At 63.4% G+C, this 12,988-nt stretch carries 10 protein-coding genes; 7 read left to right on the top strand and 3 right to left on the bottom strand.

Going from position 1 to position 12,988, the window contains the following annotated elements; genetic code table 11:
• Window positions 1-13: 13 nt before the first annotated feature.
• The 7 genes from urtC to RAD15_RS35965 all read left to right on the top strand — a co-directional run bounded on the left by urtC (window position 14) and on the right by RAD15_RS35965 (window position 9,004).
• The gene (gene urtC, locus RAD15_RS35995; RefSeq protein ID WP_458183460.1) at window positions 14-1,156 is read left to right on the top strand and encodes an urea ABC transporter permease subunit UrtC; all 1,143 of its coding nucleotides are present in this window, start codon (window positions 14-16) and stop codon (window positions 1,154-1,156) included.
• Window positions 1,157-1,274: 118 nt separating this feature from the next.
• A complete protein-coding gene (urtD, locus tag RAD15_RS35990; protein WP_143842796.1) occupies window positions 1,275-2,030 on the top strand; it encodes an urea ABC transporter ATP-binding protein UrtD in 756 nt (251 codons plus the stop codon).
• Between the two features lie 11 nt (window positions 2,031-2,041).
• Window positions 2,042-2,731: an urea ABC transporter ATP-binding subunit UrtE gene (urtE, locus tag RAD15_RS35985; protein WP_458183459.1), complete on the top strand. Its 690-nt coding sequence runs from the start codon at window positions 2,042-2,044 to the stop codon at window positions 2,729-2,731.
• A 27-nt stretch (window positions 2,732-2,758) separates the two neighbouring features.
• A complete protein-coding gene (gene fmdA, locus RAD15_RS35980) occupies window positions 2,759-3,988 on the top strand; it encodes a formamidase (protein WP_018316778.1) in 1,230 nt (409 codons plus the stop codon).
• 91 nt (window positions 3,989-4,079) lie between these two features.
• A complete protein-coding gene (locus RAD15_RS35975) occupies window positions 4,080-4,457 on the top strand; it encodes an FmdB family zinc ribbon protein (protein WP_458183458.1) in 378 nt (125 codons plus the stop codon).
• 98 nt (window positions 4,458-4,555) lie between these two features.
• A complete protein-coding gene (locus RAD15_RS35970) occupies window positions 4,556-5,596 on the top strand; it encodes an aliphatic amidase (RefSeq protein ID WP_458183457.1) in 1,041 nt (346 codons plus the stop codon).
• Window positions 5,597-5,869: 273 nt separating this feature from the next.
• Window positions 5,870-9,004: an autotransporter outer membrane beta-barrel domain-containing protein gene (locus RAD15_RS35965; protein WP_458183456.1), complete on the top strand. Its 3,135-nt coding sequence runs from the start codon at window positions 5,870-5,872 to the stop codon at window positions 9,002-9,004.
• A gap of 94 nt (window positions 9,005-9,098) precedes the next feature.
• Here RAD15_RS35965 and RAD15_RS35960 read toward each other — a convergent pair whose 3' ends face one another.
• The 3 genes from RAD15_RS35960 to RAD15_RS35950 all read right to left on the bottom strand — a co-directional run bounded on the left by RAD15_RS35960 (window position 9,099) and on the right by RAD15_RS35950 (window position 12,980).
• Window positions 9,099-9,932 (bottom strand): MlaD family protein, encoded by an 834-nt coding sequence (locus tag RAD15_RS35960; RefSeq protein ID WP_458183455.1) that lies wholly within the window; start codon window positions 9,930-9,932, stop codon window positions 9,099-9,101.
• A 144-nt stretch (window positions 9,933-10,076) separates the two neighbouring features.
• Window positions 10,077-12,296, bottom strand: a complete 2,220-nt coding sequence (locus RAD15_RS35955; RefSeq protein ID WP_458183454.1) for an acetate--CoA ligase family protein — start codon at window positions 12,294-12,296, stop codon at window positions 10,077-10,079.
• 114 nt (window positions 12,297-12,410) lie between these two features.
• The gene (locus RAD15_RS35950) at window positions 12,411-12,980 is read right to left on the bottom strand and encodes a class GN sortase (protein ID WP_458183453.1); all 570 of its coding nucleotides are present in this window, start codon (window positions 12,978-12,980) and stop codon (window positions 12,411-12,413) included.
• Between the last annotated feature and the right edge of the window lie 8 nt (window positions 12,981-12,988).

Raw genomic sequence — 12,988 nt, 5'->3', positions numbered from 1 at the left:
TGGGGCTGATGCAATGACCGACAATCGCTTCTTCAACCGATCGGAGTTCATCGGAATTCTGGTGCTCGCGGTCTTCCTGGTGGTGGTGCTGCCGCTCACGCTCGACGTCTTCAGGCTCAACCTGGTCGCAAAATACCTGACCTATGCCTTCGTCGCGCTGGGGCTGGTGATCTGCTGGGGCTATGGCGGCATCTTGAGCCTCGGCCAGGGTGTGTTCTTCGGGCTCGGCGGTTACTGCATGGCGATGTTCCTCAAGCTCGAGGCATCGAGCGTGGAGAACACCAAGATCCAGTCGACCCCCGGCATTCCCGATTTCATGGACTGGAATCAGATCACCGCGCTGCCGTTGTTCTGGAAGCCGTTCAACAGCCTCACCTTCACCATCGCCGCGATCATTCTGGTGCCCGGCATCTTCGCTCTCATCATCGGCACCGCGATGTTCAAGCGCCGGGTCGGCGGCACCTATTTCGCCATCATCACCCAGGCGGTCGCGGCCATCCTGACCATCCTGATCGTGGGACAGCAGGGCTACACCGGCGGCATCAACGGCATGACCGACCTGCGGACGCTGAAGGGATGGGACATCCGGCCCGATCACGCCAAGATCGTGCTGTACTTCTTCGAGGTCGGCTGCCTGTTCGTCTGCATCATGATCGCGCAGTTCGTCCGGCACTCCAAGCTGGGGCGCATCCTGGTCGCAATGCGTGAGAAGGAGGATCGGGTCCGCTTCTCCGGCTATAGCGTCGCGAACTTCAAGATATTCGCCTTCTGCATCGCTGCCGTGTTCGCGGCGATCGGCGGCGCCATGTTCGCGCTCAATGTCGGCTTCATGTCACCGTCCTTCGTCGGCATCGTGCCGTCGATCGAAATGGTGATCTACACCGCGGTCGGCGGCCGGCTCTCGATCCTCGGCGCGATCTACGGCACGCTGCTGGTCAATTTCGCCAAGACCAGCCTGTCGGAGACCTTCCCCGAACTGTGGCTGTTCGGATTGGGCGGCTTGTTCATCGCCGTGGTTCTCGCCTTCCCGAACGGCCTTGCCGGGATCTGGGGCGACTATGTGCAGCCGCGCATCGATCGCCTGATCTCGTCGCGCAAACCGAAACCCGAGGGCTGGACTGACAGCTCGGTCGCCGACGGCGCACCGGCGGAGTGAGGAGATCATCATGCTTGTAGGTCACCACGATGCCGACGCCACGCTGGCAGTGAGGAGATAGATCATGCTCGTCGGTCATCACGATGCCGATGCCACGCTGGCAGTGAGGAGATAGGTCATGCTCGTCGGTCATCAGCCCAAGGAATTCCTGCTCGCCGTCGAAGCGTTGACCGTGTCGTTCGACGGGTTCAAGGCGGTCAACGACCTGTCCTTCTACGTCGACGAGAACGAGATCCGCGTCATCATTGGTCCCAACGGCGCCGGCAAGACCACCGTGCTCGACCTGATCTGCGGCAAGACCAAAGCGACCTCAGGCTCGATCCAGTTCCGCGGCAAGGAGCTGACGCGGATGAAGGAAAACGAGATCGTCAAGACCGGGGTCGGCCGCAAGTTCCAGAACCCCTCGATCTATGACGATCTCACGGTGTTCGAGAATCTGGAGATCTCGTATCCGCGCGGACGTTCGGTGTTCGGCGCGCTGACCTTCACCCGCGACGCCGCCGTGCGCGACCGGGTGCACGAGGTTGCCGAGATGATCTTCCTGAAGGATCGGCTGAACGTGAATGCCGATCTGCTGAGCCACGGCCAGAAGCAATGGCTCGAGATCGGCATGCTGCTGATCCAGGACCCGGACCTCCTGATGCTGGACGAGCCCGTCGCCGGCATGAGCGTGTCGGAGCGGGCCAAGACCGCCGAGCTGCTCAACCGCATCATCAAGAACCGTTCGGTGCTGGTGATCGAGCACGACATGAAGTTCGTCGAGGACATCGCGCACAAGGTTACCGTGCTTCACCAGGGCCAGATCCTCTCCGAAGGCACCATGGAGAAGGTGAAGAACGACCCCAAGGTCATCGAAGTCTATCTGGGTCACTGAGGAGAATCTCGATGCTGGCAATTTCAGATCTCCACGTCGCCTACGGCCAGAGCGAGGTGCTGCACGGGCTCAACGTCAAGGTCGCGCCCAATGAGATCGTTGCGATCATGGGTCGCAACGGCATGGGCAAGACCACGCTGATGAAGTCGCTGATGGGCATCCTGCCTGCGAAAAGCGGCTCGGTGACCATGGATGGCGCCGAGCTCGGCGCTCTGCCGAGCTACGAACGCGTGGCCAAGGGCCTCGCCTATGTGCCGCAGGGACGCATGATCTTCTCCACCATGACGGTGAAGGAGAACATCGAGACCGGTCTGGTCGTCTCGGGCGGGTCGGAGGTGCCTGAAGACATCTACGAACTGTTTCCGGTGCTGCTGGAGATGAAGGGCCGCCGCGGCGGCAATCTCTCCGGTGGCCAGCAGCAGCAGCTCGCGATTGCCCGTGCGCTCGCCACCAAGCCGAAGGTGCTGCTGCTGGATGAGCCGACCGAAGGCATCCAGCCGTCGATCATCAAGGACATGGCGCGCACGCTGAAGCGCATCCGCGACGAAAAGGGTCTGTCGATCGTCGTGTCCGAGCAGGTCCTCAGTTTTGCGCTGGAAATCGCCGACCGTGTGCTGGTGATCGAGAACGGCGAAATCGTGCGCGACGATCCGCGCGACGCCGTCGATGCCGCGCAGGTCTCGAAATATCTGTCCGTCTAACCAACCGTGTAAAAGGGGAGCTTCTCGATGCCAGAGACACTGATCAAGGTCGATCTCACCAAGTCGGCTTACGAAAATGACATGGTGCATAATCGCTGGCACCCCGACATCCCGATCGTGGCCTGGGTCAATCCCGGCGACGATTTCATCATCGAGACCTATGACTGGACCGGCGGCTTCATCAAGAACAACGATTCCGCCGACGACGTGCGCGACATCGACCTGTCGATCGTGCACTTCCTGTCCGGTCCGATCGGCGTCAAGGGCGCCGAGCCCGGCGATCTGCTCGTCGTCGATTTGCTCGACGTCGGCCCGATGAAGGAAAGCCTGTGGGGCTTCAACGGCTTCTTCTCCAAGCAGAATGGCGGCGGCTTCCTCACTGACCATTTCCCGCTGGCGCAGAAGTCGATCTGGGACATCAAGGGCCTCTACACCTCGTCCCGCCACGTGCCCGGCGTCAATTTCGCTGGCCTGATCCATCCCGGCCTGATCGGCTGTCTGCCCGATCCGAAGATGCTGGAGACCTGGAATAAGCGCGAGGCCGAGCTGATCTCGACCAATCCGACCCGCGTGCCTGGTCTCGCCAACCCGCCGTTCGCGGCGACTGCCCATGGCGGCCGCGCCAAGGGCGACGTCAAGGCCAAGATCGGCGCCGAGGGTGCGCGCACCGTGCCGCCGCGCGAGCATGGCGGCAATTGCGACATCAAGGATCTCTCCCGTGGCTCGAAGATCTACTTCCCGGTCTACGTGCCCGGCGCAGGTCTTTCGATGGGCGATCTGCACTTCAGCCAGGGCGACGGCGAGATCACCTTCTGCGGCGCCATCGAGATGGCCGGCTGGCTGCATCTGAAGGTCGAGGTGATCAAGGACGGCATGTCGAAATACGGCATCAAGAATCCGATCTTCAAGCCGTCGCCGATCACGCCGAACTACAAGGACTATCTGATCTTCGAGGGCATTTCGGTCGACGAGGCCGGCAAGCAGCACTATCTCGACGTTCACATCGCCTATCGCCAGGCCTGCCTGAATGCGATCGAGTATCTGAAGAAGTTCGGCTACTCCGGCGCCCAGGCCTATTCGATCCTCGGCACCGCACCGTGCCAGGGCCATATCTCCGGCGTGGTCGACGTACCCAACGCCTGCGCCACGCTGTGGCTGCCGACCGAGATCTTCGACTTCGACGTGATGCCGTCGGCGGCGGGGCCCATCAAGCACATCACCGGCGATATCCAGATGCCGATCTCGCCGGACAAATGACGCCGTGCTCCCTCTCCCTGTTCTTACGGGGAGAGGGTTGGGGTGAGGGCTGTCTCCGCACACGCGGTCACCATATGCGTAGGGATCAACGATGCCGGTCTATGAATATCTTTGTGACGACTGCGGACCCTTCAAGGATCTCCGCCCGATGGCGGAATGCGACGACCCGCAAAGCTGTCCGCATTGCGAGACGATGGCACCGCGCGTCATCCTGACCGCACCGAATTTCTTCTGCATGCCGGCGGAGAAGCGCAAGGCGCATGCCGTCAACGAGCGCAGCACGCACGCGCCGCAGACGCTCGCGCAGTACAAGGCCTCCCACGGCCCCGGTTGCGGCTGCTGCTCGTCGGGCAAGACCGTGAAGGACAAGGGCTCGTCGGACAGGAAAAGGCCGGCGCGGCTGGTGACGAAGACCAGGAGCGGCGCCAAGGGCTTTCCGACGGCACGGCCCTGGATGATCAGCCACTGACGCATGATCCGGAAAAGTGTGAAGCGGCTTTCCGGCAAGATCATGCGCGAATAACGCACGCGATGACCTCAAACCAATAAAAGACAGGAGCGCTCAAGATGCTTCACGGTGACATTTCCAGCAGCAACGACACGGTCGGCGTCGCAGTGGTGAACTACAAGATGCCCCGCCTGCACACCAAGGCCGAGGTGCTCGACAACGCGCGCAAGATCGCCGACATGGTAGTCGGCATGAAGGTCGGCCTGCCCGGCATGGATCTCGTGATTTTCCCCGAATACTCCACGCAAGGCATCATGTACGACTCCAAGGAGATGTACGAGACGGCGTGCTCAGTGCCCGGTGAGGAGACCGCGATCTTCGCGGAGGCCTGCCGCAAGGCGAAAGTGTGGGGCGTGTTCTCGCTCACCGGCGAGCGCCATGAGGAGCATCCGAACAAGGCGCCTTACAACACCCTGATCCTGATGAACGACAAGGGTGAGATCGTGCAGAAGTACCGCAAGATCATGCCGTGGGTGCCGATCGAGGGCTGGTATCCCGGCAATTGCACCTATGTCTCCGATGGCCCGAAGGGCCTCAAGGTCAGCCTGATCATCTGCGACGACGGCAATTATCCGGAGATCTGGCGCGACTGCGCCATGAAGGGCGCCGAGTTGATCGTGCGCTGCCAGGGTTACATGTATCCGGCCAAGGAGCAGCAGGTTCTGATTTCGAAAGCCATGGCCTGGGCCAACAATGTCTATGTCGCAGTCGCCAACGCCGCCGGCTTCGACGGCGTCTATTCCTATTTCGGCCACTCCGCCATCATCGGCTTCGATGGCCGCACGCTCGGCGAATGCGGCGAGGAGGATTACGGCATCCAGTACGCCCAGCTCTCGAAACATCTCATTCGCGATGCGCGACGCAATGGTCAGTCGCAGAACCACCTCTATAAGCTGGTCCACCGCGGCTATACCGGCATGATCAATTCCGGCGAAAGCCCGCGCGGCGTCGCGGCCTGCCCGTATGATTTCTACAAGAACTGGATCGCCGATCCTGAAGGAACGCGCGACATGGTCGAGGCCATGACACGCGCGACGCCGGGCACCGACGAATGCCCGATCGACGGCATCCCGAATGAGGCGGCGGCATCCAACTACTGAACCATCGCTGGCGCCGGAGGCCGGGCACGCGATCCAGCCTGGCTGATCGGCTATTCTTGTGAACGGCCGTCAACATCAGTTTGGTGCGCCCCGGCATTTCCCAGGCGCGAATGACGGCGGTGCCTGCAAAACCGTGGCGCGGTTGCAACATGACAGCGGGATTCTGCTTCGGTTGTGTGCCAAACGGACGCATTCGGGTGGCGCCGTAGTTCTACGGCGCCACCTCATGGCCTAAGTTCCCCGGTGCAGATGCTGGGGAATGGAGAGCGTGACGTGAGGGGCGGGCTATCGAGGCGGCAGGGTCGACTGCGCCGGCGCGGCGCCGTGTTGCTCGTCAGTGTATCGGCTCTTTTCGTTGGCCTCGGCCTCTGGACCACGCCGGCCAACGCGCTATGTGCGCCCGATCCGGCCACGAGCGGCCAGACCGTGACCTGTAGCGGCACCGACGCGGACGGCTTTCAGGCCGGAGGCGGAATCAACAGCCTCAATGTCAACGTGCTGTCCGGCGCGACCGTGAATGACAATGGCACGGTCTCGATCGGCGTCAACGATTCCAGCACCGTCACCAATAACGGGACACTGTCGGCAGGCTCGGGCCTGATTGGTATCGGTGTCGAAAACGCGAACACCGTGACCAACAATGGTGCCATCACGGTGCTCGACAGCGGTCGCGGCATCCTGGCGGTCGATCACAACGTCATCGCCAATGCCGGAACGATCACGACGGGTGACAGCGGGGCCGCAATCTCGATCGGTGACAACAACACCGTCACCAACAGCGGCGCTCTGTCGATCGGCGCGTCGGGCGTCGGCATCTTCTCCGGCCAGAACAACACCATCAGCAATGCTGCGACGGGCACGATCACCGGCGTTGCCGATTCGATGGGAATCTACGCGGTCGGTGGCGCGACCATTACGAACGCGGGCACGATCACGGTCGGCGATTCCTCCGGCTTCTCCGGCGGCATTCTCGCGATCAACGACAACAACACGGTCACCAACACGGCGACCGGCAGGATTACGGTCGGGCAGAACGCCGCCGGCATCTTCATGCAGGGCAACTTCCAGGCCGCCAGCAATTTCGGCACGATTACGGCCGGCGACTCTGGCGTCGGCATTGCCGTGCAGGGCGACGACGCCAGGGTGACCAACGGCGGTACGATCACGGCGGGCGACAGCGGGTCGGCGGGCATTTCGGTGCAGGGTGATCGGGCCATCGTCAGCCAGAGTGGTACGATCAACGTGGGTGTCGGCGGCTCGGGTCTCGCTTATTCGGGCTCGTTCTCCACGATCACCAATAGCGGACGGATCACGGGTGGCGATTTCGCCCAAGGCCTCGTGGCGTTCGGTGATTCCAACACCGTTACCAATACGGGCACGATCGTCGTCGGCGCTGCCGGCGCCGGCATCCTCGTGAACACGTTCAGCACCACCAATGATGTCGTCAATACCGGCACCATCACTGTCGGAGCCAGCGGTGTCGGCATCATGTTGAATGGCGGGGCGAATGTCTTCAACTCGGGAACGATCAACGCTGCGACCGGCCTCGCCGCAATCGACTTCTGCAGCTGCGGCCCGAACACGCTCACGCTCGGCCCCGGCAGCGTCATCAACGGCTTCGTACTAGGTGCCGGTACCGACACCTTCCAGCTCGGCGGCACCGGCAAGGATACGTTCGATCTCGGATTGATCGGCGCCGGCCTCCAGTATGACGGCTTCACGACCTTCAACAAGGTCGACAGCTCGACCTGGACCTTGACCGGCACCGGCAATCAGGACTGGAACGTGCTCGGCGGCACGCTTCTGCTGTCCGGCACCATCAACGGCACCGTCGCCGTCGCAGCCGGCGGCACCTTCGGCGGCGTCGGCACGGTCGGTACGACCACCGTCAACGGCGGCACGCTGGCGCCGGGCAATCCGACCGGGACGCTCACCGTCTCCGGCGATCTCACGTTCACGAGCGCGTCGAGCTACATGGTGCAGGTCTCGGGCGCCAGCAACGGCCTTGCGGTCGTCACCGGCACGGCGACGCTCGGCGGCGCCACCGTCGTCGTCGTTCCGATCGGTTCGATCGCCAAGCACTACACGATCCTCAACGCGGGGATGACGCTGCCGGATTCGTTCAATCCCGCTGTTTCTGGCCTCTCGTCGAACCTGCATGCGACGCTCAGCTACGATCTCAACAACGTCTATCTCGACCTTGCATTGGGTTATGGCGGTGGTCTCAATGTCAACCAGCAGAACGTTGCCAACGTGCTGACGAAGTTTTTCAACAGCACGGGCAGCCTTCCCGTCGCGCTCGCCAATCTCTCGCCGGCGGGCCTGACGCAGGCTTCCGGCGAGTCGGCGGCAGGTTCGCAGCAGGCGACCTTCAACGCGATGAACATGTTCCTCGGCCTGCTCACCGACGTGTTCGGTTCGGGGCGGAGCGGCGCGCCCGGCGCGACGCCGCTCTCCGAGGAGGCGAACGCGAATGCCTATGCCGCGACCGGCAAGGGCGCACATGACAAGAGCGCGCGTGACGCCTTCGCCTCGATCTATCGCAAGGGACCGGCTGCGACGTTCGAACAGCGCTGGGATGTGTGGGCGGCCGGCTACGGCGGCTCCCAGACCACTGACGGCAACGTCGCGCTCGGCTCCAACAGCACCAGCAGCAGCGTCTATGGCACGGCGGTCGGCCTCGACTATCGCTTCTCGCCATCGACGATTGCCGGCTTCGCGCTTGCTGGCGGTGGTACCGGCTTCAACGTCAACGGGCTCGGCTGGGGCCGCTCCGACCTGTTCCAGGCCGGCGCCTTCGTACGTCACACCGCAGGCCCAGCCTATATCACGGCCGCGCTGGCCTATGGCTGGCAGGACGTCACCACCAACCGGATCGTCACCGCCGCCGGATTCGACCAGCTGCGCGCGCAGTTCAACGCCAACGCCGTCTCGGGCCGCATCGAGGGCGGCTATCGCCATGCCACGCAGTGGATCGGCCTCACACCCTATGCGGCGCTCCAGGCCACCATGTTCAGCCTTCCGAAATATTCGGAGTTCGCGGTGGTCGGCAGCAACGTCTTCGCGCTCAACTATGCCGCCAAGGACGTGACCAGCACCCGCACCGAACTCGGCCTGCGCGCGGACAGATCATTTGCCGCTGCCGGCGGTCTGATGACCCTGCGCGGCCGCGTCGCTTGGGCGCATGACTACAATCCGGACCGCACCGTCGGCGCGGTGTTCCAGACCCTGCCGGGATCGGCCTTCGTCGTGAACGGTGCCGCGCAAGCGCGCGATTCCGCTCTGACCACGGCGTCGGTGCAGATGAACTGGATGAACGGCTGGTCCGCATCGGCGACCTTCGAGGGCGAGTTCTCGAACGTCACCCGCTCCTACGCCGGCAAGGGCCTCGTACGCTACGCTTGGTGAGGTGAGAGCACAAAGGTCGTCATGCCGGGCTTGTCCCGGGCATGACGCCGTGGAGACTTCAGTGCCCTTCCCTCTCCATGGGATGAGAAGGCCGCTACTGCTTCTTCTGTTGCGTCGGCTTGCGCGGTGGGCGCGGCGCGGCGGCGGGCGCGGGTGTCCCGCTCATCTTGTTGGCGGCCTCGCTGACGTCGAGCAGGGAGCGACGGATATCCTCGAGATAGCCCGCCGATTTCTTCTTCATGGTGTCGGCCAGCTCGTGCAGTCCCTGTATTTTCTCGAACAGCTCGTCGGCCTTGCCGTCGGCGAAGCCGGGCACCACGCTTTCGATCTTCGTGACCGCCTTGTCGAAGCCCGCGAAGGCGGTGTCGACCTTGGCCATGACGGAATCAATCTCGCCGCCCTTGCTCCTGAGATCGGCGGTATTGATCTCGAAGGTGCGAAGGCCCTCCTTGATTGCAGGGGCATTGCTCACGATCGTGCGATCGACGCTGTGCAGCGTGTCGACGATGGACTCGGCGTCGCTGAGATCGGCGGTCAGCACGGGGATGCCGTCCGAGTCCAGCGGCACCGGCGGCGCGGAGGGGGCGCCCCCGATCAGCGAGATCGCGGCAACGCCGGTGAGGCCCTGGAACTCGATGCCCGCCACGGTGTCCTTGCGGATCGGCGCGGTGTTGTCGAGCATGACCAGCGCCACGATCCTGCGCGGATTGTCCAGCTTGATCGACAGGATCTGGCCCGCGGGGACACCGTCGAAATTGACCGGCCCACCGCGTCGCAGGCCGCTGGCGGAGCCGCCCTCGAACACCACGCGCAGCTGGCTGCGGCTCTGGATGCTGCGCCATTTCTGCACGCCGAGCACGCCGCCGAACGCCACGGCGATCACCGCCAGCGTTACCGTTCCGATCACAAGATTGCTCGCGCGTGCCATGAGGTGCGATTCTACGGCCAAAGCGGGGAAGTTGGAAGGAGCCCGCGATGGTACGTAGGGCGGGTTAGCGAAGCGTAACCCGCCGTTTTCTATCGCCCGCCGCGCAAAATGGCGGATTACGCTGCGCTAATCCGCCCTACGCTTTCAATGCCCTGCTGCGCGCTTTGCCGCAGCGTTATTCAGCACGATCAGGGCATCGACGGCGACGCCCGTTTTGGCGTTGATCAGGAACGGGTTGATGTCGATCGAGGCGATCCGGTCGCCGGCATCCGCGATCAAATTGGACAGGCCGACCAGCGCTTTCACCGCGGAGGTCTCGTGCAGGGCCGGCCTGCCGCGATAGCCGCGCATCTTGATCCCGGCCTTGGTACGCCCGATCAGGAGCCGCGCTTCGGCCTCGTCCAGCGGCGCGCCGGCGAGCGCGACGTCCTTCATCAGCTCGATGTCGATGCCGCCGGTGCCGAACAGCACGACCGGCCCCATCTCGGCGTCGAGCGAGGCGCCAACCACAAGCTCGAGGTCGGCCTTGACCTGCTGTGCGATCAAAATGCCGTCGAGCTTCGGCTTGCCCTTCAGCTTCGCCACGCGCGCGGTGATGTCGGAGAATGCCTTCTTCACCTCCGCCGCGCCGTTGAGGTTCAGCACCACGCCGCCGATGTCGGACTTGTGCAGGATTTCGGCGCTGACGACCTTGGCCACGACCGGGAAGCCGATCTGCTTGGCGATCTTCGCCGCCTCGGCCGCCGTCCGTGCGATCGCCTCCTTCGAGATCGGGATGCCATAGGCCTTCAAGAGCTTCTTGGAGGCGACCTCGTCGAGCGCGGCACCGCTTGCCGATGTCAACGCCTTCTCCAGTATGGCGCGCGCGGCAGGCTTCGAGCTCGAAACGATGTCAGGCACTTCCTTGCGCAGCCTGGCATAGTCCAGCAGCGACTTGATCGCGGTTACCGCGCGGTCCATGCCCTGCATCACCGCCAGATGCGGCAGCGATTTGCGCAAATCCTTGGTGAACTCGGTGAACCCGATCGACATCGCGCTGATGTAAATCACGGGCTTTGCGGCCTGGCTCGCCATCTCGTTGACGATGCGCAAATTGCGTTCGCGAAGCTCGTGCGGCGCCTTCGGCAGTTCGGCATCGATGATGACGATGTCGATCTCGGGGTCGTCGATCATCAGCTTGATCGATTTCATGTAGACGGACGGATCGACCACCGCGGCAAAGCCGGCGTCGAGCGGATTGCCGACGATCGAGCCCGGTCCGAGCATTTTTGCCAGCTCCGAGCCCACATGCGGGCTCAGCGGCGCAAAATTCAGGCCCTCGGCATAGAAGGCATCGAGCAGCATGCCGCGCTTGCCGCCGGACAGCGTCACCGCGGCGAGCCTGTCGCCTTTGGGCACAGCGGAATGAACGAAGCATTCGGTGGTCTCGATCAGCTCGTCGAGCCCGCCGACCCGGATGACGCCTTCGCGTGTCGCAATGGCGTCGAAGGTTTCGATCGAGCCCGCGAGCGCGCCGGTATGCGCCATCGCCGCGGCACGGCCGCCTTCGGACGAGCCGAGCTTGAGCGCGATCACGGGCTTGCTCGCGGCGCGCGCCGCCTTGCAGGCGTCGCGAAAGGCCTTGGTGTTGCGCACGCCCTCGAGATAGACCACGATCACCTTGATGCTCGGATCCTCGGCGAAATAGCGCATCAGGTCCGGTGTCTCGAGCCCGGTCTCGTTGCCGGTCGTCACCATGTAGCCGACACCGACGCCGCGATCCTCCAGCGCCTGGCGGATCGCCATGACAATGGCGCCGGATTGCCCGGCAATCGCCACTGCGCCCTGTTCCATGGTGACGACACGGTCGTCGATGTTGGTGAAGAGCTTTTCGCCCGCGCTCAAATTGCCGAGACAGTTCGGCCCCGTGACCGCAAGTCCCGTTTCGCGCACGGCTGCCTGCAATTCGGCGGCGAGCTTCTGGCTCTCGTCATCCTGAAGCTCGCTGAAGCCGGAGGTGACGATGGTGGCCGAACGCGCGCCGGCGGCGGCGGCGTCGCGGATCACCTGCACGGCAAAGCGTGCGGGCACCAGCACCAGCACGTGATCGGGCTTTTCCGGGAGGCTCGCAAAGTCCTTATAGCAGGGGACACCCCAGATGGTGTCCCGCTTGGCGTTGACCGGATAGAGCCCGCCCTCGTAGCCGTATTTAACCAGATTGTTCCAGATGCGCTCGGCATAGTTGCCGGGCTTGTCGGTCGCGCCGACCAGCACGATGTTGTGCGGGTGCAGCATGGCGTGGATGCCCTTGACGATATCGGCGGCGTCGGGAGGTGGAGACCATGGGCGCGGAGAGAGGGATGCGGCAGATACGCGAGCTTCCATGGCGTGACCTTACCTGTTGTTCTTCTTGGTGGCGCGTCACACTGTTCTATGGCGAGTTCTCCGCAGTAGCAACCACATGGTATGCCGCGTGATGGAATGAGCGATGCATCGCCGCTATTCATTAGCGCCGATCAGGACGCCATGCAGGACATAACGTTCGGGACCGGACGTAATGGCGTCGAACGGCCAGCAGGTCGCGAGCACGAGCTCGAAATCCTGTGTCGCGGAATCAATGCCCGATGCGTCGAAACGGACGACGGCCGAAGAAACCGCGCGATAGCGGAAATGCCTGCCGTCGCGGCGAGTGATCTCGACGACATCTCCGATGACAACATTCCGCAAGAAGCGGAAATGCGTATCGCGATGGGCGGCATAGACGGCAACGCCGCGTTCGCCGGCATCGACCGTCCGCTCGATATGGCCGGGTCCGAAAGCGAGCGCCTGGCCGCTGGTGCCGTCCAGCACGATCGCGCTGGCGCCGATCCGCTTCACCTCGATCCGTGCGACCGGCCAGGTGTCGGCCCATGACCACGGCTTGACCACCTCTCCCGTCGCGACGCTCCTGTCGAACGCGCGCTCCAGCAGCACCTGCGCGAGCCACGCCTTGGCATGGATGTAGGCGCCGTCGCCGAACAGGATGAGGCCGATCAGGGCCAGGGACAAGGGAGAGATGATGCGAAGCATTGTGGTTC

It is taken from the genome of Bradyrhizobium sp. 14AA, from assembly GCF_054185205.1.
Note: the sequence above shows the minus strand (reverse complement) of the source record. Positions and strands in the feature narration are given on the sequence as shown.

Bases quoted from the DNA above. Each gene is read 5' to 3' on its own strand.
- urtC (WP_458183460.1), top strand. From the start codon at position 14: ATGACCGACAATCGCTTCTTCAACCGATCGGAGTTCATCGGAATTCTG.
- urtD (WP_143842796.1), top strand. From the start codon at position 1,275: ATGCTCGTCGGTCATCAGCCCAAGGAATTCCTGCTCGCCGTCGAAGCG.
- urtE (WP_458183459.1), top strand. From the start codon at position 2,042: ATGCTGGCAATTTCAGATCTCCACGTCGCCTACGGCCAGAGCGAGGTG.
- fmdA (WP_018316778.1), top strand. From the start codon at position 2,759: ATGCCAGAGACACTGATCAAGGTCGATCTCACCAAGTCGGCTTACGAA.
- RAD15_RS35975 (WP_458183458.1), top strand. From the start codon at position 4,080: ATGCCGGTCTATGAATATCTTTGTGACGACTGCGGACCCTTCAAGGAT.
- RAD15_RS35970 (WP_458183457.1), top strand. From the start codon at position 4,556: ATGCTTCACGGTGACATTTCCAGCAGCAACGACACGGTCGGCGTCGCA.
- RAD15_RS35960 (WP_458183455.1), bottom strand. From the start codon at position 9,932: ATGGCACGCGCGAGCAATCTTGTGATCGGAACGGTAACGCTGGCGGTG.
- RAD15_RS35955 (WP_458183454.1), bottom strand. From the start codon at position 12,296: ATGGAAGCTCGCGTATCTGCCGCATCCCTCTCTCCGCGCCCATGGTCT.
- RAD15_RS35950 (WP_458183453.1), bottom strand. From the start codon at position 12,980: ATGCTTCGCATCATCTCTCCCTTGTCCCTGGCCCTGATCGGCCTCATC.